Consider the following 23,565-nt stretch of genomic DNA (forward strand, 5'->3'; position numbering starts at 1 on the left):
AAGCCATAAAAAACAGCGCATTTAGCGCTGTTTTTTATGTAAATCTTAATACCTAACCATCAGAGAATTACTTTTTTTTCTGTTGTCCAAACTCATGCGGGCGGACTTGTGCGGCGACTTTGTCCAAGACGCCATTGATGTATTTATGGCCGTCTATTCCGCCATAGGCTTTCGCCAGCTCTACGCCTTCGTTAATGGCGACGCGATACGGGATAGAGACATCAAACATCAATTCATAGCCTGAAATACGCAAAATAGCATGTTCAATCGGGCTTAACTCTTCGAGTTGGCGGTCAATAAACTGGCTGATCATGGCGTCGATCTGGGCGGTCTGCTCCAGCACGCCGGTTAGCAACTGCTTGAAGTAGGCTTCGTCCGCTTTGAAATAATCTGGATCATCCAAACTGTCCAAGCGCAGTTGTTTGACGTCGCCTGCATTCATGCGGTTGCGGTAGAGTGCTTTGAGGGCCAGTTCGCGCGATTTGCGGCGGTTTTTACTGCCTTTGCTTTTGCTCGGGGCTGCCTGATCAGCACTCATAGTGCGTTCACCAGATTGGCCATTTCAATCGCCACTTGTGCCGCTTCAGCGCCTTTGATTGCCATGCGGGCTTCGGCCTGTTCGTCGTTTTCAGTGGTCAGGATAGCGTTAGCAACGGGGACGCCGGTGTCGCGCTGTACTTCGGAAATGCCGCGTGCCGATTCATTGGAAACGACTTCAAAGTGATAGGTCTCGCCACGGATAATTGCGCCTAATGCAATCAGCGCATCAAAGTTTTCTGACAATGCCATGTGTTGCAGAATCAGAGGCGTTTCTAGTGCGCCAGGGACGCTGGCCAGAGTGATGTCTTCAGCTGCGACGCCCAGTTTGAGCAGTTCCTGTTCGCAGGCGTTGAGCAAACCGGCACCGATGTTGTCATTAAAACGGGAAAGAACGATACCGATTTTTTTACCGGTACCGTCCAGATTTTGGGCAATTTTGTTCACATTAAGTCCGTGGATTAACACATAAAAATGCTATTTTAACCCAAACGGCTGCTTTGCGGATTATGCGAACAGAGACCAAGCCTTTTGTATGGTCATCCAGATACCGTAGCTGATAGGAATCAGTACCGCTAACCAGGCCAGTTTTACCAGGATGGCTGGTGTTTTGACACCCTCTTCAACGATCTGCGCTTTGCTATCCCCCTGTTTTTTGCCGCTTTGCTGTTCTGCCGCCAGTTCGCTGTCAGACATGAAGTATTTGTCTGCCACCGGACGGACCAGCAGGTTGGCGATGAAGCCCACCCCAAGCAATGCAGCCAGCGTGATAAAGATAGGTGCATAAATGTCTGCATATGGAATCTTGGCCTCCAGTCTCACGTCATGCATATAGTTGACGATCACAGGCCCGAGAATGCCTGCCGTAGACCATGCGGTGAGCAAACGGCCATGAATCGCGCCCACGAACTGCGTGCCAAACAAGTCTGCCAGGTAGGCTGGAATGGTGGCAAAGCCGCCGCCGTACATGGAGGCGATGACGCAAAACACCAGCAAGAACAGCGCCAGTTGATGATGGTTGGCTGCATAAGTGCCACAGACATACATCATGATGCCCAACACAAAAAAGATGAAGTAAGTGGTTCTGCGGCCGAGTTTGTCAGAGGAGGTGGCCCAGCCGATACGGCCAAAAATATTGAAGAGCGAAATCAGCCCGACAAAGCCCGCGCCGACTGCGGCTGCAGCAGCGGTTAATGCTTCGTCAGCCTTGATCTCGGCAAAGCCCAGCTGTGGCTGACCAATCAGGACACCGCCAAAAGTCTCTTGCAACATGGGCGCTGCGGCGCCGATGATGCCGATGGCTGCGGATACATTCATGCACAAAATCAGCCATAACAGCCAGAACTGCGGGGTTTTATGTGCATTTTTTAAATGGACATTCCGGGTGGCTACAAAGCGGTTGTGTTGCACATCTGGCGGCGTCCAGCCTGCAGGTTTCCAGTTGGCAGCGGGTACACGGTAACCAAGCGACCCTAATGTCATGAACACGGCATAAATTAAGGCGAGTACGACAAAGGTTTGCCAGACGCCGGGGTCAGTCGGTGTCGCGAACATACCCATGAGTTTAGTCGCCAGTGGTGAGCCTATCATGGCACCCCCACCAAAGCCCATGATTGCCAGGCCTGTTGCCATGCCACGACGATCAGGAAACCATTTGATCAGGGTGGAGACGGGCGAAATATACCCCAGGCCAAGTCCGATTCCCCCAATTACACCGCTGCCTAACCACATCATCCACAGTTGATGCTGATGTATGCCTAGCGCAGAGATCAGTAAACCACCGCACCAGCAAAGCATGGCGACCAAGCCAGCTTTGCGCGGGCCTGCACGTTCTAGCCAGCCGCCCCACACCGCTGCCGAGCAGCCGAGCAAGACAAAAAACAAGGTATACATCCAGCCCAGGTCAAATTGGGTCCAGTTACAATCAGTGGCAGTCAATGCTTTTGCTGTCCCGGCGAGTTTGTCTGCAAAGGTTGCAGCCCCTGCAGCACAGGCTGCGACAGGTTTGCCATCTGGCCCAGTCAAAGCGTTGCCCAACGGTTTCCAGAACACGCTGAAGCCATAGGCCATGCCTATTGAAAGATGTACTGCCAATGCAGCAGGCGGTACCAGCCAGCGATTGAACTGATTGCCGGCTGTAATGTGTTCTTTGGAAAGATTAATCAAGATAAAGCCCCTTATTTACGTCTGTTACATGTTGTTACAATTTGGCCCAAAAGGCAATAATCGCCAGGATTAAATTTATGTGATGTTGTCATTAAAATGTCATAATTCATTCATAAACTGGCGAGCATTCAATTAAGTAGTTTGATCTCAATATTGCTCGAAGGGAGTGTCATGGCTGCAGCGAATATTTTGGTGGTAGAAGACGAACCAGCGATCCAGGAATTGCTGGCGTTGAATATCAAACAGGCGGGGCATCATGCCATCCGCGCCACCAGCGTTGAACATGCACAAATGTTATTACGCGAAACCATGCCGGACCTGATTTTGCTGGACTGGATGTTGCCAGGTATGAGTGGCATCGAGTTTGCGCGCAGGTTGAAGTCTGACAACCTGACCAAGGAAGTGCCAATTATTATGCTCACTGCCCGTGGTGACGAGTTTGACAAGGTCCGTGGCCTCGAAGTGGGTGCCGATGATTATGTGACCAAGCCGTTCAGTCCGCGTGAGTTGAATGCACGCATAAAGGCTGTATTGCGCAGACGCGCGCCGCAGATGACAGACGATCCAATTGAAATCGCCGGCTTGCATCTGGACCCAACCACGCATCGTGTCACTGGCCATAATGTTCATATCCCGCTAGGGCCAACCGAATTCAAACTGCTGCATTTCTTCATGACTAACCCAGAGCGCGTACATAGCCGTACCCAGTTGCTGGACAAGGTGTGGGGAGACCGCGTCTTTGTAGAAGACCGTACCGTAGATGTGCATATCCGTCGGCTACGCAACGCCTTGGTGGCCTCCAATCACCAGGAAATGATCCAAACGGTACGTGGCTCTGGCTATCGTTTTTCCGTGCATACCGATCCCGGTACACAATAAGCCGTTTTCCTGATTTAATAAAATGCGGGCAAGACCAGCGGTCTTGCTCTACCATCTCGCAGGGTGACGTGATACGCTTGCGCCTATTTCGTTTTCAAAATGGCAAGGCCCATGAACGCTGCTGCAAATGCTACTTCCAATGAGTCAGTTTACCGCTGGTTAATCCGGCTATTTTGGCTGTTGCTGGTGGCATGGGTGGCGCTGACCTTCCGGCAGCATGGCATCAGTAATGACGAATATGTCCAACATACCTATGGCCAGATGCTGCTTGACTGGTATCAGTCAGGTTTTAAAGACCAGGACGCCTTTCATTACCGTAATCTTTATCTGTATGGCGGCTTGTTCGATATTATTGCTGCCGCGCTGGATCCCTATATTCCCATTATGATTTGGGATATCCGCCATCTGCTCTCCGCCTTGTTTGGCTTGCTTGGATTTTATGGTGTTTCGCAATTTGGCCGCCTGCTAGGCGGAACACGGTTGGCGTTACTAGCCATGATTTTCCTGTTCCTGACCGTGTCATGGTCTGGCACCATGTTTACACATACCAAGGATGTTCCCTTTGCCGCGTGCATGTTATGGGCCTTATACGCAACGGCACTGGTGGTGCGGGACATGGAGCTGGTGAGCGGCAAAGTGATTGTGTTGTTGGGCTTTGCCGTCGGTGGTGCACTCGGTTTGCGCGTGGGCGGTGCGTTTGCCGTGATTTACCTGATATTACTGGTCATCCTGCGGGTCTGGCTGGATCACAGGCTACTGCACACTCCCATCTTTTCACGCTTGTTTCGCATGGTGGGCGTGTTGCTGCCGGCGGCTGTGCTGGCGTTTGTCTTTATGGCCATGTGCTGGCCATGGAGTGTGATTGAGGCGGATAACTTGCTTGAGGCCGCCAAGTCTTTCTCGCACTTTGATTTTAATATGCAAACCATCGCTAATGGCGTGGTGTATAACATTAGTGATGTTCCCCGCAGCTATCTGTTCCAGTACCTGGCGGTGAAGTTGCCCGAGGCCGCACTGCTGGCGTTTCTGGGCGTCGTCGTTTTATTGTTACTCAACCGGACGGCACTTCGGTTGGCTGATCACAAAACACGCATGCCCATGTATACCTTGTTATTGGGTATCTTATTCCCGTTGGTGTTTGTGATGGATGACCGTCCGGCCTTATACAATGGCGTGCGTCACTTTACCTTTATTTTGCCCCTCTTGGCCGTTTTGTCTGCATGGGCTGTGCTCGCGGTCTGGCAGGCATTGGCAAACTGCAAATTCGCTTGCCGCCATCATATGCAAGCATTATGGGCAGGTGTTATTGCTGGCCTGATGTTGGTGACACTGGTGGATATTGTGCAGATGCATCCATACCAATATGCCAGGTTGAACCGTCTGGCGGGGGATCAGGCGCAAGCCCAATTCAAGTGGGAAGGTGATTATTGGTCCAGCGCTTTGCGGGCGGCTGCTGCGCAACTCACCGCCATGCATTTGCCTGCCCGTTCGCAGCCCTATTGGGTCGCCGCCTGCGTAGATACCCCGCAAATTGAGCCTTATCTGGATGGCCGTTTTAGCGTCACCCGTCGCTGGGAAGAGGCAGACTTCTTCCTCTCCACTACCAATATGCATTGCCACGAGGTCATGCAGGGCAAGCTGATTGGCGGCGTCCAGCGTCAAGGCATGTGGTTGGCCGTGGTTAAGGACCGTCGCCAGCTACAAGGGGCGGATCGCAAGGCGACGCCAGCCAAAAACTAGCCGCAATCCGCTACAATAGTTTCAGTAAATTTTGAGTATGACACCATGAACACTGCTGTTACCCATCGCCAAACTGCCCAGCCGCATATGACGGTGATGGTGCCTGCCTACAACGAAGAAAAAAATATTGCAAAAACCTTGCAAAATATCCGGCACGATTTGCAGCAAATGTCGCCGTATTGGGACATTGTGGTGGTTGATGATGGCAGCCGTGACCAGACCTCCCAAGTGGTACAGTCGCTCGTCGACGAGTGCCATGTCACGCTGGTGAAGTTTTCACGTAATTTTGGTAAGGAAAATGCCATCAGTGCCGGCCTCAGCTATGCCAAAGGCGAGATCGTGATTTGTATGGATGCAGATGGCCAGCATGCTTCTGACCTGATGTACACCATGCTAGAAAAATGGCGCGAAGGCTATGACATGGTTTATGCCGTGCGTCAGGACCGCGAGCAGGAATCCTCCTTCAAGCTCTGGGGCTCAAGGCTGTTTTACCGCATGATGAGTAGTAGCACCCATGTCGAGATTCCGCGCGATGCGGGCGACTTCCGCCTGATGGACCGCAAGGTGGTGGATGCCCTGTGTGCCTTGCCTGAGCGTAACCGTTTTATGAAAGGCATCTATGCCTGGGTGGGGTATAAATCGATAGGCATTCCTTACACACCGCTGCCACGCCTGCATGGTGAAAGTGCTTATTCCAAACTCAAACTGATTGCCCTGGCCTGGACCGGAATTACCAGCTTTTCTGTCCTCCCGTTGCGACTGGCTAGCCTGACCGGGGCAACCTTGGCGATTCTGGCTTTTGCCTATGGGTTGCTGGTGGTCATTGATGCCTTATTTTTTCACGAGTCTGTGCCTGGTTGGCCGACTGTGGTCGCCAGCATGATGTTCCTGTCCGGCGTGCAGTTATTATTTATTGGTATCCTCGGCGAATATCTGGCACGTGTGTACGATGAAGTGAAAGGCCGCCCGCCTTTTATCGTGGCAGAGGTCGTCACGCCCACACCAGCGACTGACGGCAAATAAGTTCGCATGCGCGCGTCAGTGTTAGGGTTCGTCAGTGTGGGCGCCTTTGCCGCAGCCGTACACTATGTGATGGCCTTGCTGGCTCATGCTTGGGGTTTGTCCCCGGCCCAGGCCAACTGGATTGGTTTTTTATGTGCATTCCCGGTCAGCTATCTAGGCCACAGGCATTGGTCATTCCGCGGGTCACAAGTCAGTCACCTGGCCGCATTTTGCAAGTTTTTTGCCGTCGCCTTACTGGGCTTTTTGGGTAACCAGGCCTTGTTGTGGCTGTGCCTGCGCTATACTCCGCTCCCGTTCTGGTTGGTACTGGGGGCAGTGATGGTGATCGTGGCTGTCATTACCTGGGTACTTAGCCGCTTTTGGGCCTTCCAACACCATGAGGAGCGCGCATGACAGACCTCATTATTTGTGCTGATGATTATGCGCAGTCCGCTGCTATTGATGAGGCAATCCTGGCCTTAATCCAGCGTGGTGTACTGACGGCCACGTCATGCATGACGCTCAGTCCACATTGGCCAGAGAGCGCCCGGCATTTATCCCCCGCTATCTGCAGTCAGGCAGATATTGGGCTGCATCTTGATTTCACGCAATATGCGCGCACCAGCCGTTTTGCGCATCCCATTCTCATTTTGCGTAGCTTGTGTGGCCTGCTCAATGCCAGTGCTGTGACGGCCAATATCAACCAGCAACTAGATGCCTTTGAAACCGCAATGCAAAGTCCACCGGATTATATCGATGGGCACTTGCACGTACATCAATTGCCAGTGATCCGGGAAGCCTTGATCACAGTGATGCAACAGCGTTATGGTGCTCTGCCGATTGAGCAGCGTCCCTGGCTACGGATTTCCAGTCCGCCCGCCGAGACTGGCTTTAAAGCCCGCATTATCCATTGGCTAGGGGCACATGCTTTGCAGCAGTTGGCCGCCAACGCTGGCTTCCGTGTTTCACCTGTGTTGCTCGGTGTCTATGATTTTCAGGGGGATGCCGCGGCTTATCAGGCGCACTGGATAGAGTGGGCCAGGCAGCTCAAGCAACTGGCTGCCCCCAAACCCAATGAGCTACCGCCGGTGTTAATGTGTCATCCGGCCAGACCCACCCAGACCGTCAATGCTTTCGATCCCATCGCAATTGCGCGCATGATTGAGTGGCAGGTGATGCAGTCTGCCGATTTCTCAGCCTGGCTCAAAATGGCAGATATTCACCCGGCCAAAGGGCAGACCAAGGGGGGGACATGCCCGTGATCATCGCCTGGCTCCAGCAGGCTTCATTACCGCAACGGGCGCTCCTTGCATGCCTGTTGGGTACGCTGACTGTGTTTGGCTTTGCGCCGTTTGGCCTGTTTTGCTTACCATGGCTGACGCTGGCAGCATTGCTGGTACTGTGGCAGCAGGCGCCCACACCGGCTCAGGTATTTAAGCTGGGACTGGCATTTGGCTTGGGGCTCTACGGTTTTGGCATCTACTGGATCTACATCAGCTTGCATACTTTTGGCGGCATGCCTTGGTGGTTCGCTGGCTTTTGTACCTTTTGCCTGTGCGCGTTTATGGCATTGTTCCCGGCGCTAGCAGGCTACCTGGCAAAAAAAACCGGCCATCTGCTGTGGTCTGCACCGCTGTTGTGGGCGTTATCAGACTGGGTACGGAGCTGGATATTTACCGGTTTTCCCTGGTTGACCTTGGGCTACAGCCAGGCGCCAGACAGTCCCCTTACCGGTTTTCTGCCTATCGTTGGCGTCTATGGCGTCTCGGCTTTACTCATGCTGGCGGCGGCCAGTCTGGCGGGTATGCTGATCAACCGTCAGCTGAAACCTGCCGTCCTCACGCTCGCCGCCCTGTGCTTAGGGGGCAGCCTGCTCACGCTGGTCGCATGGACGCAGCCTACAGGCCAGCCCGTCAGTGTCGCGTTGTTGCAAGGTAATATCAGCCAAACCATCAAATGGTCGCCCGAACACGCTGAACAGACCTTGCGGCAGTACTTTGAGATGGTGCAGCAAGCCCATGCCCGGCTGATTGTACTGCCAGAAACCGCCTTGCCTGTGCTACTCGAACAACTGGCCCCCAGCTACCTTGATGCCCTCAAACAGCAAGCCTTACAACAACAAGGCGATCTCCTGGTTGGCGTGGTTGAGTCCAAGCAAGACCAGTACTTTAATAGCGCCATCAGCCTAGGCACTTCGCCACAGCAATCCTATTCCAAAAGCCACTTGGTGCCCTTTGGCGAATTTATCCCGCTCAAAAGCCTGCTAGGCTGGATCTACCGTGACTGGCTGCACATGCCACTCAGCGATTTATCCCGCGGCACCTCCAAGCAGCCATTGCACATCGCCGGACAAAAAGTAGGCGTCAATATTTGCTACGAAGACGTGTTTGGCGAAGAAATCGCCCAACAATTGCCGCAAGCCGAGTTACTGGTCAATATCAGCAACGATGCCTGGTACGGGCAATCGTTTGCAGCGGACCAGCATATGCAATTCAGCCAGGTACGCGCCATAGAGACTGGGCGCATGATGCTACGCAGTACCAATACCGGCGCCACCGCCATCATCGATAAAAATGGTCAAGTGCTGCAGCACGCACCGCATGATGAAGCCGTGATTTTGAGCGGTGAAGCGCAGAGTTACCAAGGGACGACGCCGTATGTCTGGTGGGGGAATTGGGCGTTTCTGGTATTGAGTTTTGGTGGGTTGTTGTGGATGAGGGTAAGAAGGTAATTCTTTAACTCTTTGGTTGTAGTGCCACTCGTGTCTTTACTTACAACCTTTCTTTTTCGCCTCTAGGCGAGTTACTTTCTGTTGCTTGCCCCACAGAAAGTAACCAAAGAGGAGGGCACCCAGCCATCACGGCCTAACGGCTCCCTTGCGTTGTTGGCTACGGCCGCTACGCTTAACATCGCTACGCGAGTTAGCCTTCGCCGTAACAGACTACTTCGCAGTCTTTAGTTATCAACAAAGTAAGCGGTCACGAAACTCGCCCTGACAAGCCACACACTTCGTGGCTTGTTGCGGAGCTCAAACAGCCGCTCCCTTCATCTTACTTTGTCTTCGCTACTCAGCGTGATGGGATGGGGCTCATCTCGCCAAACTCACAGCATAGAAATTGGGACGTTTAAAAACTCAAATTCTTTTCTTTAATGCACACACGGTGGCGCTCATGGGTTTTCGGGCCCCTATCTGCCGCGCCGAGTAGCGCAGGCAAAATAAGATGAAGCGAGCGGCTGTCCGAATCCCGCGGTGGCCTGCGTTTTGTGCAGGCCGCTAGGATGCGTTTCGCGAGCGCTTATGCCCAAGTCCGGCAAAGCAACGGACGAAAGTCCTAAGTCGAGCAACGCAGGAATCAAGCGGAAGCTAGGGTGTCTTGTTCTTTGCCTTCTTTCTTATGGACAAGCATAAGAAAGAATGGTCGCCTAAAGGCGAAATAGACCCTTCCAAAATCCCAAAGCGCACTCAAAAGTAAATCACAGCCTGTGCAAGCAAAGAAAAGTAACTCGCCTAAAGGCGAAAAGAAACCTCAGGCCCGCGCCACTAAAGTAACCAACCAAAGAATTATCTTTTAAATCAATCTATTCTTTACCAAAAAAATGCTTATACAAAATTGGCAGCACAAACAAGGTCAAAAATGTCGCCGTTATCAAGCCCCCAATCACCACGATCGCCAATGGCCGTTGAATCTCAGCGCCAGGCCCGGTGGCAAACAGGAGGGGTATTAGGCCAAATGCAGTGATGCTGGCTGTCATGAGCACCGGCCGCAGGCGGCGTTTGGCGCCTTCATAGGCAATCTGGCTGGGGGCCATGCCTTGTCCGGCCAGGTGCTGGAAATGACTTACCATCACCACGCCGTTGAGGACGGCGATGCCCAGCAGGGCGATAAAGCCGACCGAGGCTGGAACAGAGAGGTATTCGCCAGATAGCCACAGTGCAAACACGCCGCCTATCATGGCGAACGGGATATTCGCCAGAATGAGCAGGGCTTGGGGCAGGGAGCCGAAGGTCATGAAGAGCAACAGGGCAATCAGGGCGATGGCAATCGGGATGACGATGCTTAGGCGTGCGGCGGCGCGCTGCTGGTTTTCAAACTGGCCGCCCCATTTGAGCCAGTAGCCTTCGGGCAGCTTCACTTGCTGAGCCACTTTTTGCTTGGCTTCTTCGACAAAGCTGACCAGGTCACGGCCTTTGACGTTGGTGGTGACGACGACCATGCGGTTGCCGCGTTCGCGGTCTATCTTGACCGGGCCTTCTTCGCGCACGACCTTGGCCACAGTGGAGAGTGGCACGGTGCCGCCTTGTGGCAATGCCAGCATGAGTTGGCTGAAGTCGGAGGCGGATTCGCGGACAATCTGGCTGCCGCGTAACAAAATAGGTGTGCGGCGGTTGCCTTCGAGCACAATGCCCAGCAGTTTGCCTTCGAGCTGGCTTTGCAGCAGGGCATTGATGTCTGTCACGCTGAGGCCTAAGCGTCCAGCGGCAACGCGGTCTATCTTGATTTGCAGGTATTGAACCCCGCTATTTTTCGGTGTGTAGACATCCTGGTTGCCAGGGATGGACTTGAGGACATGGATGATTTCCTGTGCCTTTTGATCCAGGGTGTTGAGGTCTGTACCGAAAATTTTGAGGGCGAGGTCGCCGCGCACGCCCAGGATCATTTCGTTGACGCGCATTTCGATAGGCTGGGTGAAGTTGTAATCCTGGCCGGGAATATTGTGCATGACCTGGCGCAGTTTTTCGATCAGGGTGGCTTTATCCGCTACTTGCCATTGCTCACGCGGTTTGAGTACCAGAAAATTATCTGTCTGGTTCACGCCCATCGGATCCAGGCCCAACTCGTCCGAGCCTGCTCTTGAATAGACACCTGCCAGCTCGGGCACTTGTTGCAATAGCGTTTTTTGTAGATGGCTATCGGTGGCGATGCTTTGCGGCAGCGAGATAGAGGGCAGCTTCTCGGTGCCTACGATGATGTCGCCTTCATCCATGGTGGGCATGAAAGTTTTGCCGATGAGCGGATACACGGCGCCAGTTAACAGCAATAGGATGACGGCTGCTAGCAGCACCGGTCGTTTGTGTTGCATGGCCGTGCTGAGTGAGCGGGCGTACCAGCGATTCAGGTGGCGAATCAGCCAGGGATCTTCGCTGGCATGGTCACGAATCAGGAAGGAGGCCAGGACTGGAATAATGGTGAGCGAGAGCAGCAGGGACGAGGCGAGCGCGAACATGATGCTGAGTGCAACGGGCGCAAACAATTTGCCTTCGAGTCCTTGCAAGGTCAGCAAGGGGAGAAATACGGTAATGATGATGACGATGCCTGCACTGACCGGCACGCTGACTTCGCGCATGGCCGCGAGAATGGTGCGTAGTTTATCTTGCGGTTGGCCGGCCGGGCTGTGGGCCAGGTGTTCGACAATGTTTTCTACCACCACGACGGCAGAGTCGACCAGCATGCCGATGGCAATGGCGAGGCCTCCCAATGACATGAGGTTGGCAGACATGCCATATTGCTGCATGAGCCAGAAGGTAGCGAGCATGGCCAGCGGCAACGCGCAGGCGACGGTGAGCGCCGCCCGCAAATTGCCTAAAAACAGCACCAGTAAAATCAGAACCAGCACGACGGCTTCTAGCAGGGCTTTATTCACGGTGTGCACGGCATGTTCGACCAGGTTGCCGCGGTCATAAAAGACATGAAGCTTGACGCCCTTGGGCAAGGTCGGGGCGATTTCGTCCAGTTTGGCGCGTACGCCATCGACCACCTGCCGCGCATTGGCACCACGCAAGCCCAGTACCAGCCCTTCGACGGTTTCGCCTTTGCCGTTGCGTGTCACGGCACCATAGCGCGTGAGTTCACCAATGCGCACCTCTGCAACATCGGCAATGCGGATAGGATTGCCCTGCTGGCCTTTAAGTAAGGTATTACGCACATCGTCCAAGGTTTTGAATGCACCTTCGGCGCGCACGAGCAAAGACTCTTCCCCATCCTTCAGCCGGCCTGCGCCATCGTTACGGTTATTGTCGCTAATTGCCTGTTGCAGTGCGCTTAAGGCCAGGCCGCGCGCTTGCAGTTTGGCGTTGTCGGGAATGATTTCAAAGCTGCGCACCAAGCCGCCCAAGGCATTGACATCCGCCACGCCTGGCACCGTACGCAGTCGCGGACGGATGACCCAGTCGAGCAGGGTGCGTTTTTCTTGCAGGCTGAGCGTGTCAGATTCTATGGTGAACATAAACATTTCGCCCAGCGGCGTGGTCATTGGGGCGATGCCGCCAGAAATCTCTGTGGGCAAGTTGGGCCAGGCGTTGTTGAGCCGTTCGGTGACTTGCTGTCGTGCCCAGTAAATATCGGTGCCATCTTCAAAATCGATGGTGATATCGGTCAGCGCATATTTGGCCACCGCGCGTAAACTGGTTTGTTTGGGGATGCCCAGCATCTCGACCTCAACCGGTGCCGTAATCCTCGCTTCCACTTCTTCAGGCGTCATGCCCGGCGATTTGATAATGATTTTGACCTGGGTTGAGGAGACGTCAGGGAAGGCGTCAATGGCAATGGTCTGGTAAGCCGTCCAGCCCGCAAATAGCAGGCCGATGGCAAAAACGCACACCAGCAGGCGTTGTTTGAGTGAGGTGTCAATCAGCCAATCTAACATGTTATTTACCACCCATTCCCAGCCAATGCCCTTTTAAGGCAGCGACGCCGTGCACCGCGATCATTTCATTGCCTTTCAGGTCCGCTTTAATGGTGAGGTGTTGATCTTGCTCGAGCAGGATATTCACCGGCGTGACTGCAATGCCATTGGGCTGCTGCACAAAAATCACCGCCTGTTCGCCTTGGCGGGCCACCGCACTTCTCGCGACGGTAAAACTGTCTTTCGCTGTATTTTCCACCAGGGCAACATCGACAATCTGACCGATGGAGAGTTGTTCTGCCCCCTGGCTAATCGAGGCACGCACTTGCGTGGTTTGGTTATTTTTATTGAGCTGTCGCAAGACTGTATCCACCTTAGCCGTTAACCCCAGTTTGGGCAAACGCACTGCCGCGCCTGGGCTCAGTTTGCTGGCTTGCGCAACAGGCAGTTGTATCATCAGCCACAAAGGTTTGGGGTTGCTGATGGTGTAGATAGGCATGGAGAGGTCGACGCGGGCACCGACCGGTTGCTGCTGCTCCATGACTTGTCCACTGATCGGGGCGATGATCGCCAGCCCATTTTGCATCCTGCGTTTTTGCGTCAATTGCTGGATGTGAGCTTCACTCAGACCTGCCAGTTTGAGCGTTTGTTTACGCTCATGCATCAGCGCCTGGCTGGTTTCATAGGCCGTTTGCGTTTCCTGCAAGCGGCGTTGGGCAATCACCCCTTCATTGAATAACTCCTGGTCGCGTTTGAGCGCCTGGTCGTTGAGCCTGGCCTGGGTCTCGCTTTGCAAATAACTGCTTTGCAGGCTGATCAAATCCGGACTGCTGATCTGGCCAATCACTTGACCTTGCTTCACGGTATCACCCACGCTGACACTGAGCTGGGTGATGAGCCCGGCTTGTGGTGCCGTCACGATCCGGCTTTGCGTAGGGGGTAACACGACTTCAGCCGGATAGCTGGCCGACAGCCCGGTTGGTTGCGTTTGCAAATGTCCCCACTGCACTTGCATTTGCTGGATTTGTGTGGCGGACAGTGGCAAGAAGCTGGCTGCGCCTGCCTGCAATGCCAGGCAGGCCGAGAAGACAATAAACATTATTTTTTTCATGGGAGAACTCCGACCACCTGATTGTATTTGGCGATATTCCAAGACACTTGAAGTTGCTGGCCAGTTAAATTGCGCTCAGTTTCAAAAGCCAGTAATTGCAGGCGCAAGAGCTGGTTAAGATCCATTTCGCCGAGCTGGTAGGCTTTGCGAGCCAGCCTGGCATTTTCGCTGGCAAGCACTTGTTGCTGTTGCAGCAAGGCGACGTCTTGACGGCTGACTTGCAGGTTATGCTCGGTTTCATGCAGGCTATTTTCAAGTTGCCGGCGAAGGGTTTCCAGTTGGGTACGGGCATCACCAATGGTTTGCTCTGCATTGGCAAGTAAGGGCGCGCGTTGCACTTCGCTTTGCAGGGGAAGGTTGATGGCAACCCCCATGCTCCCGTTAAACTGGCTATCAAAGCCGCCTTGTATGGTGCGCGTATTGACTATGAGTGTTGGATTTTGCCGCTGCTCTATCATGGTCAGGTCGCGTTGTCCTTCTGCCAGTTTGAGTTTGGCTTGGGCCGCCTGCCAAAAAGGGGATTCCGTAAAATCCTCCCGCGACGATAAAGGCTCTTCAATATGCGCCGGTATTTCGTTGAGACCAGTGAGTTGCTGGTAACGGAATTGTGCATGCATCAACTCTGCCTGTGCTGTCAGCCACAGGCGTTCTGCTTGTACGGTCTCTTGTCCTGCTTGCATCACATCCATTCTGGCCACTTCACCTGCCCGGAAGCGCTTTTGTACGTCCTCGGCAATGCTGCGTAGCGTATCGCGCCGCGTTTGCGCCAGGCGCAGCTCATTGCGGCGCAGGGCGATATCCCACACAGCATTACGCAGCAACTCTGCGCCAAGTTGTTGCAAGCTTGCGCGATCTTGCGAAAGGCTATGATCGGCGAGATTGGCAACCTGCCCACGCGCTTGCCGCTGGCCAGGCAGCCAGATTGGAATCTGCATTTGCGCCTGCCATTCCCGCTCATCGCGGCCACTTAGCCAGGCATCACTTTGATGGGATAGACCAGCAACCGGCGCCAGCGGCAGCCAGCTGTTCGCCATGATTTTGCGTGCTTGTACCATCTGCTGATGGGCTGTCAGCAGGGCTTGTTGCGGATGAATTGCCACTACTTGCTGCAATACTTCGTGCAGCGTCAGGCCGGTGTTGATGGTCACGCGATCTTCGTGGTTGCCAGCCGGTTGCAGTATTGCCGGTATGTTGTCGGCCAGCACCCATTGGGTGTGAGCAAGGGCGAGCCAGGTACCGCAGGCAAACAGCATGGCGTGACTGACGCGCTTGAATAAATAAAACATTTAAAGACTCCTGAATAAAACAGGCGAACGATGGGCTATGGCCCATCAGTGCAATACGTGTTTATTCAGGCGTGCGGAGGTGCGCGGGGGGAATGGCGAGTGAGGGTGAAACTGGAATGAGCGTGCTCGTTTCGGTGTCGCGCAAAAGGGAGCTTGGTAGATTGCAGTGCCAACACCAATAACAATAGCCCAGGCAATATTGCCGCTGGGAGCCAGAAGTTAGCGTAGGCGTCAATCAGTGATGACAGGGTGTTCCCTTCACTGATGGCTTGGCCCAAGCCTATGATCTGCCCGTGGGATTTGTTCGAATGAATATGCCAATGGAAAGGATGCTTGGCTGTCTCAGCCTGGGCGTGCAAGGCCGGGATGTCGACCATGTGCATATGCGGCCCATCATCGGCCGCCGTATCGCCTGCAGCATGGGCGTGCATGAGCGGCGCGACAGTTTGCATCAAGGCAAACCATAGCGTCAGCAATAACATCCATGGGCGGTAAGAACTCATCTGTTCAATTTAACAAATTTCTGGTGATGCCACAATCGCAAAAAACCGTAAAAAAAGCATTCAGCTCTTGGCTTGAGCCTGTTCAAGGCTGGCACTTAGCCGGAATGCGATTTCTTAACCCGGTCCGAATCAGGTAAAATATTCGTTTTTATCATCCTCTGGATCAGGCGTCATGGTGCTGACCTTTCAACAAATTATTTTAAAGCTTCAGGAATACTGGGACAAACAAGGCTGCACTTTGTTGCAACCTTACGATATGGAAGTGGGCGCGGGCACCAGCCATACTGCGACTTTTTTGCGCGCCCTGGGCCCTGAGCCCTGGAAAGCTGCCTATGTTCAACCTAGCCGCCGTCCCAAAGATGGCCGCTATGGTGAAAACCCTAACCGTTTGCAGCATTACTACCAGTACCAGGTTGTGTTGAAACCAGCCCCCGCCAATATTTTGGAACTCTACCTGGGCTCACTTGAAGCGTTGGGCTTTAACCTGCAGGAAAACGATATCCGTTTTGTGGAAGATGACTGGGAAAACCCCACCCTGGGTGCTTGGGGCCTGGGCTGGGAAGTCTGGCTGAACGGTATGGAAGTGACGCAGTTTACCTATTTCCAGCAAGTCGGCGGCATTAACTGCAAACCGATCACCGGTGAAATTACCTACGGGCTGGAGCGTTTAGCCATGTACCTGCAAGGCGTTGAAAACGTCTATGACCTGGAATACTCGCCTGGGGTGAAATACGGTGATGTGTTCCACCAAAATGAGGTGGAGCAATCGACCTATAACTTTGAGCATTCCGATGCGGATTTCCTGTTCACCGCTTTTAATGCACACGAAAAACAGGCCAAGCACCTGATGGAAGTCAAACTTGCCTTGCCCGCCTACGAACAGGTATTAAAGGCCGCGCACACCTTTAACTTGCTGGATGCGCGAGGTGCAATTTCAGTGACTGAGCGTGCCGCTTACATTGGCCGTATCCGTAACCTGGCCCGTGCTGTCGCAGCCAGTTACCTCGATAGCCGCGCCCGTTTGGGCTTCCCGATGGCGCCTAAAGCCTGGGCAGACGAAGTCATCGCCAAACTTGAGAGCGAACAAGCAGAACAAAACAAGAAAGCCGCCGCATGAGTACCCGCAATCTGTTAGTTGAATTATTTGTAGAAGAACTACCGCCAAAAGCACTGCAAAAGTTGGGTGAGGCATTTAGTGGTGTATTGGCAGAGAGCCTCAAGGCTTCTGGCTTGCTGTCTGATAGCAGCTCGGTAACCACGTTTGCTTCCCCACGCCGTTTGGCTGCGCATATGACTGGCGTCTCTGCCAAAGCTGCGGATAAACAAGTCGCACAAAAGCTCATGCCCGCCACCGTTGGTATGGATGCGAGCGGCAATGCGACGCCGGCCTTGCTTAAAAAGCTGCAAGCGTTGGGTGAAAATGAAAGTGCGGTTGCCAAACTGCGCAAAGAGCATGATGGCAAAGCGGATATCCTGTTTTTGGATGCCACCCAAGCGGGTGCCACCTTGCAGGAAGGCCTGCAAAAAGCGTTAGATGAAACCTTGGCGAAGTTGCCTATCCCCAAAGTCATGACATACCAGATCAACGATGGCTGGGAAAGCGTGAACTTTGTGCGCCCAGCGCATGGGTTGGTGGCATTGCATGGCAGCGAAATCGTGCCTGTTTCCACCTTGGGTTTGACTGCAGGCAATACCACGCAAGGTCACCGCTTTGAAGCAAAGAGTCCGGTAGTGACGATTACTTCTGCCGACACCTATGCCCAGCAATTGGCTGACGAAGGTGCCGTGATTGCGAGCTTTGATGCGCGCCGTGCCGAGATTGTGCAGCAATTGCAAGCGGCGGCTGACAAGCAGGGCTTGAAGCCGATTGACTATGACGCATTGCTTGATGAAGTGACAGCACTGGTGGAGCGCCCGAACGTATTACTGGGCCAGTTTGAAGAAGAGTTTTTAGCAGTGCCGCAAGAATGCCTGATTCTGACCATGAAGGCCAATCAGAAATACTTCCCGCTGCTGGATGCCAGCGGTAAGTTGACCAACAAATTCCTGATCGTTTCCAACATCAACCCGGCCGACCCGAGCAAGGTCATTGGTGGTAACGAGCGCGTGGTGCGTCCACGCCTGGCTGACGCCAAGTTTTTCTTTGACCAGGACCGCAAAAAGACGCTGGAAAGCCGTCTGGCTGGCTTGGATAAAGTGGTCTACCACAACAAGCTGGGTTCGCAAGGCGAGCGCAATGAACGCGTGGTAGCGATTGCTTCTGCGATTGCGCAGCAGATTGGTGGCGATGGCTTCGTGGCCAAAGTGGCGCAAGCGGCACGGTTGTCTAAAGTCGATTTACTGACTGACATGGTCGGTGAGTTCCCTGAGCTGCAAGGCATTATGGGTCGTTACTACGCCCAGCATGAAGGTCTGGCTGATGATGTGGCCTATGCGATTGAAGACCATTACCGTCCACGCTTTGCCGGCGATGCGTTGCCGCGCAGCCAAGTGGGTGTGGTGGTGGCCTTGGCAGACAAGCTGGAAACGCTGGTCGGCCTGTTCAGCATTGGTGAAAAGCCAACTGGTGACAAGGATCCATTTGCCTTACGTCGCCAAGCGCTGGGTATTTTGCGTATGCTGATGGAAACTGAGTTGCCGTTAGCGTTCGACCAACTCATTGCACAAACACTGGCTGTGTTCAATGGTAGCCAGGATGTGGCAGAAGCCATCAAAGCCTTCTGCTTTGACCGTCTGGCCGTGAACCTGCGTGACCAGGGCGCGAGTGCGCAAGAGGTGGATGCGGTATTGTCCTTGTCACCCAACCAGCTGGCAGAAGTGCCGCGCCGGTTAAGCGCCGTGCAAGCCTTTGCCAATTTGGCAGAAGCGCCTGCGCTGGCGGCCGCCAATAAACGTGTGTCGAATATCCTCAAAAAAGTGGAAGGGGACGTTAAGGCAGAAGTGAATGAGAGCTTGTTGCAGGAGTCTGCTGAAAAAGCCTTGCATCAGGCCCTGGCTGAAACCAAGCCTAAAGCGGATCATCTGTTTGAAACCGGGGATTACACGGCTTCGCTACAGGCGCTGGCGGTGCTCAAAGCGCCCGTCGATCTCTTCTTTGACGAGGTGATGGTCAATGCTGATGACCCTGCCTTGAAAGCGAACCGTCTCGGCTTGCTGGCCACCTTGCACCAGGCCATGAACCGTGTGGCTGATTTATCCAAGTTAGCCAGTTAACGCATCGCCGTCAGGAGTTTACGCATGAAATTAGTCATTCTTGACCGTGACGGCGTGATTAACCGCGACAGCGCGACCTTTATCAAGAATCCGAATGAGTGGATTCCGATTCCTGGTAGCCTGGAGGCGATTGCCCTGTTAAACCAGCATGGTTATCGCGTCGCTGTGGCGACCAACCAATCTGGTATTGCGCGTGGTTATTTTGATATGGCCACGCTCAATGCCATCCACGACAAAATGCACAAAGCGCTGGCGCAAGTAGGGGGCCGAATTGATGCGGTGTTTTATTGCCCGCATGCGGCCGATGACCATTGTGAATGCCGTAAACCCAAGACCGGCATGCTGGAAGAAATTAGCCGCCGTTTTAATGTCGAGCTCACTAAAGTGCCCGGTGTGGGGGACGCCTTGCGGGATTTACTGGCCTTTCATAAGGCGGGGTGCCAGCCTTATCTGGTGCGTACAGGCAAGGGTGAAGAAACCTACAATCTGGCAGAGGTGCCTGCCAACACCATTGTGGTCGCCGACCTTGCGGCCGCGGTGCAGCAGATCATTGCCGGGGATAAGTAATGCAAAAAACGCTGCTGTATGTGCGTGCCTGGCTGTTTTATATTGGCCTGTTTGTATTGACTATCCCTTTTTCATTGTTGGCGGTGTTGCTGATTCCATTGCCATCGGTGCTGCGTTCGCGCTGGGTCAGTGGCTGGGCCCATGCGGTGATGTGGTGGCTTAAAGTCACCTGTAACCTGCGTTATGAAGTCCGTGGCCGCGAACATGTCCCGGCGACCCCTACTGTTATTCTGGCAAAACATCAATCTGCCTGGGAGACTATTGCCCTGCAAACCATTTTGCCACCGCAAGTCTGGGTGCTCAAAAGAGAGTTGCTGATGATCCCTTTTTTTGGCTGGGGCTTGTGGGCAGTTGGCTCGATTCCGATTGACCGCAGCAGTGGCCGTGAAGCGCTGAAGAAATTAGTGAATCATGGTAAAGACCGGCTCAAGCGTGGTTTGTGGGTAGTTATTTTTCCTGAAGGCACGCGTACCGCCCCCGGTGCACGAGCCAAGTACCATATTGGTGGTGCCTGGCTGGCAACGCATACGCAAACCGCGGTGTTGCCAGTGGCCCATAATGCTGGCCGCTATTGGCGTAAAAATTCCATGCTTAAATATCCCGGCGTGATTCAGGTGGTGATTGGCCCTGTCATCCAGACCACTGGTCTCAAGCCTGACGCACTGAATCAGCAAGTCGAAACATGGATTGAAACGGAGATGCAGCAGTTGTGATCACGCAACAGTTGCAACTGCCCAACGGGCAAACGATTACTTACCAGCTGGATCTGCGGGCACGTAAAACCATAGGGTTGAAAGTCACGGCGGAAGGCTTGGTGGTACATGCGCCCAAACGGATTTCTACCTCACAGTTGCAGCAAGTTTTGCAGGAGAAATCCGGCTGGATACAGCAAAAACTGGCTTTGCGGGCAGATAACCAAGTCGCTCCTATGCAGTGGCAGGATGGCGAGCCACTGCTGTTTATGGGCCAGGATATTGTGCTGACCTTGGTTGCGCACCCCACCAGCAAGGCAGTCACGCTCGAAGGGGACAAGTTGCTGGTGCGCTCACCGTATATCCACAATCCCGATTGGGTCGCCCGTAAAGTGTTGCAATGGTATGCGCAGCAGGCCTTGCCTGATTTTAAACGCCGCGTGGCCTTAATTGCCGCCCAAATGGGGGAGCAGGTCAGTGCTGTTGGCCTTTCCAACGCCAAATCCCGCTGGGGCAGCTGTAATAGCCGCAAGCAGATCCGCCTCAACTGGCGCTTGATCCAGGCGCCGCCGCATGTGATTCAGTATGTGGTGTGCCATGAAATGGCGCACCTGAAAGAAATGAATCATTCAGCCAGGTTTTATGCGGTGCAGGCCAGCTTGTTTCCGCAATACGCACATGCCGAGAAAGCGTTAAAGGCCCTGTCGCCCATCCTGCATCGCATGGCCTGATGCCTCAGGCGCCGCTTTATTTTGAATGCCCCTTGCCGCTGTTCGCCAGTCCTATGCCACAAAAAATCGTCAGCATGCCTGCCAGTTGGTAGCCATGAAAAGGCTCGCGCAATAACACACTGGAGAGCAAGGAGCCAAAAATTGGCATGGCGTGAATAAACACACTGGCGCGCACCGAGCCAACCAATGTGACGGTTTTGGCATAGGCCAGGAATGCAATCACCGAAGGAAAAATCCCAATATAAAGCAGTGACCAGACCGTTTGTATATGGGCTAGCGTTGTCACGGCTGTCTGCCGCTCCCAAACATACAGCGGTAACAATAAAACCAGCGCAATCAGGACTTGGCATAGCATGAGCCCGGTGCGGTCAATAAAGGCCGGAATCTGTTTCAGCCACAATGTAAACAACGCCCAGCAGATCATTGCCATCAAGATAATCACGTCGCCTGGTGCAAAAGCCAGCCCGAGTAGTACATGCAAGTCCCCATGCGAGACGACTGTGAAAACGCCTAGCAATGAAATCACTAATCCCAATAGTTGATTGGTTGTTAAGCGTTGCTGGTAAAACAACCCGCCAAAGATTGCAACCAGAAAGGGAATAAACGAATTCAGGATAATCCCGTTGGTTGCGCTGGTGCTATGCAAGCCCCAGTACACCATCAGGTTAAACGCAAGCACGCCTGTTATTGCGGTTCCTAGCACGTGCCAGCGGTAAACCAGGTAGTGGGCGCGGTCACGCAAAAACGGTTTGATCGCAAAAGGGAACAAGCATAAAAACGCCAGGCTCCAGCGGATCAGGGATAACGCGACCGGCGGCACGTCATGACTGACGGCGCGGCCTGCGATAAAGTTACCCGCCCATAGCAGGGGTGGGAGCAGTAACAGCCCGAGTGTATACGGGGTAAGTGAGTTGTGCGATGTGTCTGTCATCTGGGGATTGCATATGAGGATTACCTGTTTGCTGACATGGTATGCTGCCCCAGCCTCTCTGGCTAGGGCAATGTTGGATGATTGCGTGCCTGAGTGACTAAAAGGGTCGTGAGGCGAGTGATCAGGGCGCTGGCGCATCAGGAGTGATCGCCAGCGTTTCCTTTCTGCTCCTGATGTCAGAATGCGCCGCCCCCCAGGACTTTATATAGGGTCACCTGATTGGAGACTTCCGACAGCCTGACGCTGATAAGCGTCTGTTGCGCAGCGTAGTAGCTGCGTTGGGCATCCAGTACCGTCAGGTAACTATCCAGGCCTTTCTCGAATCTGGCGCGTGATAGTACAAAGCTTCTTTGCGTGGCATTCACCTGCGCTGTTTGCGCCGACAATTGTTCTTCCAGTGTGGCACGTAATGCCAGCGCGTCAGAGACCTCTTTAAACGCAGTTTGAACCGCTTTTTCATATTGCGCCACGCTAATCTCCCTGCTGACTTCGGCAACTTTCAGGTTGGCTTTGTTTAACCCGCCATTGAAGATGGGCAGCACGATTTGCGGTGCAAAACTCCAGACATGGTTGTTGCCGCTAAACAGGCTCCCCAACTCTGGGCTAGCCAAACCGGCGGATGCCGTCAATGAAATGGTCGGAAAGAAAGCTGCTCTGGCCGCACCAATATTGGCGTTATTGGCCTGAAGCGTGCGCTCTGCTTCCAGCACGTCCGGCCTGTTCTGCAAGACCGTAGAGGGAAGGCCATCCGGCAGGCTGGCTGTTTGCGAGACGGCCTGTAAGTTGTTCACCTGTTCAAGATTGATATTCGGAGACTCACCCACCAGTAGGGCCAGCGCGTTTCTATCTTGGTCGACCTGGGTCATATATTTGGCGACATTGACGCGGGCAGTCTCCACGCTGGTTTCCACTTGCCGCAGCGTCAGCTCATTGATACTGCCCAAAGCCAGTTGCCGTTTACTCAAGTCGAAAGTCGCCTGTTGGGTGCGCAAGGTTTCCCGTGCCAGCGCCAGGCTTTCACTATCTGCGGCCAATGTCAGGTAGGCATTCGCCACCTCAGACACCAGGCTGATCTGGGCGCTTCTCTTGGCCTCTTCGGTTGACAGGTATTGATACACGGCCTGGTCACGCAGGCTGCTGATGCGCCCGAAAAAATCCATCTCATAGGAAGAGAATCCCAGGTTTGCCGTGTACTGGTGGCTGTTAAATGTCATGGGTCCGGTCGGCAAGTTCAGCATCATCCGTTGATTGGTCCCGCTGACCGTGCCATTCACCTTGGGAAACAGGGCCGCCCGCTGGATCTGATATTGGGCACGCGCCTTTTCGATATTGAGCGAGGCGACCCTTAAGTCACGGTTGTTTTCCAGCGCCTGCCGGATCAACTTTTTCAATTCGTTGTCGGTAAAAAATTGTTCCCAGCCCAATTCAGCCGAGAGCGTGTCTCCCGCCTGTTTTGCCTGGCCGGCCGATGGTTGCCATTGTGCTGGAATCGGTGCGGCAGGCCTTTCATAGTTGGGTTGCATGTTGATGCACCCTGCCAGCATCAAGCTGGCAATCACAATGGGATAGCGTGATTTATTCAT

The 23,565-nt window shown here is 53.8% G+C and carries 20 protein-coding genes; 11 read left to right on the forward strand and 9 right to left on the reverse strand.

Annotated features, from left to right (window positions below; translation table 11 throughout):
- Positions 1-67: 67 nt before the first annotated feature.
- The 3 genes from nusB to ACIDF8_RS13765 are packed head-to-tail and all read right to left on the reverse strand — an operon-like array spanning position 68 to position 2,607.
- Complete coding sequence (gene nusB, locus ACIDF8_RS13755) at positions 68-538, reverse strand: transcription antitermination factor NusB (RefSeq protein WP_412011181.1); 471 nt, start codon at positions 536-538, stop codon at positions 68-70.
- Positions 535-984: a 6,7-dimethyl-8-ribityllumazine synthase gene (gene ribH / locus ACIDF8_RS13760; RefSeq protein WP_194749293.1), complete on the reverse strand. Its 450-nt coding sequence runs from the start codon at positions 982-984 to the stop codon at positions 535-537. The genes nusB and ribH overlap by 4 nt, the downstream gene beginning before the upstream one ends.
- 60 nt (positions 985-1,044) lie before the next feature.
- Positions 1,045-2,607, reverse strand: a complete 1,563-nt coding sequence (locus ACIDF8_RS13765; RefSeq protein WP_412011209.1) for an OFA family MFS transporter — start codon at positions 2,605-2,607, stop codon at positions 1,045-1,047.
- 267 nt (positions 2,608-2,874) lie between these two features.
- Between ACIDF8_RS13765 and phoB the strand changes: the two genes are divergently transcribed.
- The 6 genes from phoB to lnt all read left to right on the forward strand — a co-directional run bounded on the left by phoB (position 2,875) and on the right by lnt (position 9,055).
- Positions 2,875-3,582, forward strand: coding sequence for a phosphate regulon transcriptional regulator PhoB (gene phoB / locus ACIDF8_RS13770; protein ID WP_412011182.1), 708 nt, complete (start codon positions 2,875-2,877; stop codon positions 3,580-3,582).
- A 111-nt stretch (positions 3,583-3,693) separates the two neighbouring features.
- Complete coding sequence (locus ACIDF8_RS13775; protein WP_412011183.1) at positions 3,694-5,322, forward strand: ArnT family glycosyltransferase; 1,629 nt, start codon at positions 3,694-3,696, stop codon at positions 5,320-5,322.
- 45 nt (positions 5,323-5,367) lie between these two features.
- On the forward strand, positions 5,368-6,345 hold the full coding sequence (locus ACIDF8_RS13780) for a glycosyltransferase family 2 protein (RefSeq protein WP_412011184.1): 978 nt from the start codon (positions 5,368-5,370) through the stop codon (positions 6,343-6,345).
- A gap of 6 nt (positions 6,346-6,351) precedes the next feature.
- A complete protein-coding gene (locus tag ACIDF8_RS13785; protein WP_412011185.1) occupies positions 6,352-6,738 on the forward strand; it encodes a GtrA family protein in 387 nt (128 codons plus the stop codon).
- Complete coding sequence (locus tag ACIDF8_RS13790) at positions 6,735-7,586, forward strand: ChbG/HpnK family deacetylase (protein WP_412011186.1); 852 nt, start codon at positions 6,735-6,737, stop codon at positions 7,584-7,586. Before ACIDF8_RS13785 ends, ACIDF8_RS13790 begins: the two co-directional genes overlap by 4 nt.
- Entirely contained in the window at positions 7,577-9,055 is a 1,479-nt protein-coding gene (gene lnt / locus ACIDF8_RS13795) for an apolipoprotein N-acyltransferase (protein WP_412011187.1), read from the forward strand. The genes ACIDF8_RS13790 and lnt overlap by 10 nt, the downstream gene beginning before the upstream one ends.
- A gap of 848 nt (positions 9,056-9,903) precedes the next feature.
- Here the strand turns inward: lnt and ACIDF8_RS13800 are convergent.
- The 4 genes from ACIDF8_RS13800 to ACIDF8_RS13815 form a co-directional block, all read right to left on the reverse strand.
- On the reverse strand, positions 9,904-12,969 hold the full coding sequence (locus tag ACIDF8_RS13800; protein ID WP_412011188.1) for an efflux RND transporter permease subunit: 3,066 nt from the start codon (positions 12,967-12,969) through the stop codon (positions 9,904-9,906).
- 1 nt (position 12,970) lies between these two features.
- Positions 12,971-14,059 (reverse strand): efflux RND transporter periplasmic adaptor subunit, encoded by a 1,089-nt coding sequence (locus ACIDF8_RS13805; RefSeq protein ID WP_412011189.1) that lies wholly within the window; start codon positions 14,057-14,059, stop codon positions 12,971-12,973.
- Positions 14,056-15,345 (reverse strand): TolC family protein, encoded by a 1,290-nt coding sequence (locus ACIDF8_RS13810; RefSeq protein WP_412011190.1) that lies wholly within the window; start codon positions 15,343-15,345, stop codon positions 14,056-14,058. Before ACIDF8_RS13810 ends, ACIDF8_RS13805 begins: the two co-directional genes overlap by 4 nt.
- A 65-nt stretch (positions 15,346-15,410) precedes the next feature.
- Positions 15,411-15,848 (reverse strand): hypothetical protein, encoded by a 438-nt coding sequence (locus ACIDF8_RS13815; RefSeq protein ID WP_412011191.1) that lies wholly within the window; start codon positions 15,846-15,848, stop codon positions 15,411-15,413.
- 175 nt (positions 15,849-16,023) lie between these two features.
- On the opposite strand from ACIDF8_RS13815, the gene glyQ reads away from it, so the two are divergent.
- Genes glyQ through ACIDF8_RS13840 form a run of 5 tightly spaced genes read left to right on the forward strand, consistent with a single transcriptional unit; the run spans position 16,024 to position 21,051 of the window.
- Positions 16,024-16,965 carry a glycine--tRNA ligase subunit alpha gene (gene glyQ, locus ACIDF8_RS13820; RefSeq protein WP_412011210.1) on the forward strand — a complete coding sequence of 314 codons (942 nt, stop codon included), beginning with the start codon at positions 16,024-16,026 and terminating at the stop codon, positions 16,963-16,965.
- The gene (gene glyS / locus ACIDF8_RS13825) at positions 16,962-19,061 is read left to right on the forward strand and encodes a glycine--tRNA ligase subunit beta (RefSeq protein ID WP_412011192.1); all 2,100 of its coding nucleotides are present in this window, start codon (positions 16,962-16,964) and stop codon (positions 19,059-19,061) included. Before glyQ ends, glyS begins: the two co-directional genes overlap by 4 nt.
- Positions 19,062-19,085: 24 nt before the next feature.
- Positions 19,086-19,628: a D-glycero-beta-D-manno-heptose 1,7-bisphosphate 7-phosphatase gene (gmhB, locus tag ACIDF8_RS13830; protein WP_412011193.1), complete on the forward strand. Its 543-nt coding sequence runs from the start codon at positions 19,086-19,088 to the stop codon at positions 19,626-19,628.
- The gene (locus ACIDF8_RS13835) at positions 19,628-20,341 is read left to right on the forward strand and encodes a lysophospholipid acyltransferase family protein (protein ID WP_412011194.1); all 714 of its coding nucleotides are present in this window, start codon (positions 19,628-19,630) and stop codon (positions 20,339-20,341) included. The genes gmhB and ACIDF8_RS13835 overlap by 1 nt, the downstream gene beginning before the upstream one ends.
- Positions 20,338-21,051 (forward strand): M48 family metallopeptidase, encoded by a 714-nt coding sequence (locus tag ACIDF8_RS13840; protein WP_412011195.1) that lies wholly within the window; start codon positions 20,338-20,340, stop codon positions 21,049-21,051. The genes ACIDF8_RS13835 and ACIDF8_RS13840 overlap by 4 nt, the downstream gene beginning before the upstream one ends.
- A gap of 16 nt (positions 21,052-21,067) precedes the next feature.
- Here the strand turns inward: ACIDF8_RS13840 and ACIDF8_RS13845 are convergent, their stop codons facing one another.
- Entirely contained in the window at positions 21,068-21,982 is a 915-nt protein-coding gene (locus tag ACIDF8_RS13845) for a DMT family transporter (protein ID WP_412011196.1), read from the reverse strand.
- A gap of 176 nt (positions 21,983-22,158) precedes the next feature.
- The gene (locus ACIDF8_RS13850) at positions 22,159-23,565 is read right to left on the reverse strand and encodes an efflux transporter outer membrane subunit (RefSeq protein ID WP_412011197.1); all 1,407 of its coding nucleotides are present in this window, start codon (positions 23,563-23,565) and stop codon (positions 22,159-22,161) included.

This window comes from Methylophilus sp. 3sh_L, assembly GCF_046766015.1.
Classification (GTDB): Bacteria; Pseudomonadota; Gammaproteobacteria; order Burkholderiales; family Methylophilaceae; genus Methylophilus.

What these genes read in the sequence shown, in the direction of transcription:
- ACIDF8_RS13805 (WP_412011189.1), bottom strand. Translation starts at nt 14,059, where the DNA reads ATGAAAAAAATAATGTTTATTGTCTTCTCGGCCTGCCTGGCATTGCAG.
- ACIDF8_RS13815 (WP_412011191.1), bottom strand. Translation starts at nt 15,848, where the DNA reads ATGAGTTCTTACCGCCCATGGATGTTATTGCTGACGCTATGGTTTGCC.
- ACIDF8_RS13850 (WP_412011197.1), bottom strand. Translation starts at nt 23,565, where the DNA reads ATGAATAAATCACGCTATCCCATTGTGATTGCCAGCTTGATGCTGGCA.
- ACIDF8_RS13835 (WP_412011194.1), top strand. Translation starts at nt 19,628, where the DNA reads ATGCAAAAAACGCTGCTGTATGTGCGTGCCTGGCTGTTTTATATTGGC.
- ACIDF8_RS13785 (WP_412011185.1), top strand. Translation starts at nt 6,352, where the DNA reads ATGCGCGCGTCAGTGTTAGGGTTCGTCAGTGTGGGCGCCTTTGCCGCA.
- ACIDF8_RS13765 (WP_412011209.1), bottom strand. Translation starts at nt 2,607, where the DNA reads ATGGCCTATGGCTTCAGCGTGTTCTGGAAACCGTTGGGCAACGCTTTG.
- nusB (WP_412011181.1), bottom strand. Translation starts at nt 538, where the DNA reads ATGAGTGCTGATCAGGCAGCCCCGAGCAAAAGCAAAGGCAGTAAAAAC.
- ACIDF8_RS13775 (WP_412011183.1), top strand. Translation starts at nt 3,694, where the DNA reads ATGAACGCTGCTGCAAATGCTACTTCCAATGAGTCAGTTTACCGCTGG.
- lnt (WP_412011187.1), top strand. Translation starts at nt 7,577, where the DNA reads ATGCCCGTGATCATCGCCTGGCTCCAGCAGGCTTCATTACCGCAACGG.
- ACIDF8_RS13780 (WP_412011184.1), top strand. Translation starts at nt 5,368, where the DNA reads ATGAACACTGCTGTTACCCATCGCCAAACTGCCCAGCCGCATATGACG.
- ACIDF8_RS13845 (WP_412011196.1), bottom strand. Translation starts at nt 21,982, where the DNA reads ATGACAGACACATCGCACAACTCACTTACCCCGTATACACTCGGGCTG.
- gmhB (WP_412011193.1), top strand. Translation starts at nt 19,086, where the DNA reads ATGAAATTAGTCATTCTTGACCGTGACGGCGTGATTAACCGCGACAGC.
- ACIDF8_RS13790 (WP_412011186.1), top strand. Translation starts at nt 6,735, where the DNA reads ATGACAGACCTCATTATTTGTGCTGATGATTATGCGCAGTCCGCTGCT.
- ACIDF8_RS13800 (WP_412011188.1), bottom strand. Translation starts at nt 12,969, where the DNA reads ATGTTAGATTGGCTGATTGACACCTCACTCAAACAACGCCTGCTGGTG.
- glyS (WP_412011192.1), top strand. Translation starts at nt 16,962, where the DNA reads ATGAGTACCCGCAATCTGTTAGTTGAATTATTTGTAGAAGAACTACCG.
- phoB (WP_412011182.1), top strand. Translation starts at nt 2,875, where the DNA reads ATGGCTGCAGCGAATATTTTGGTGGTAGAAGACGAACCAGCGATCCAG.
- ACIDF8_RS13810 (WP_412011190.1), bottom strand. Translation starts at nt 15,345, where the DNA reads ATGTTTTATTTATTCAAGCGCGTCAGTCACGCCATGCTGTTTGCCTGC.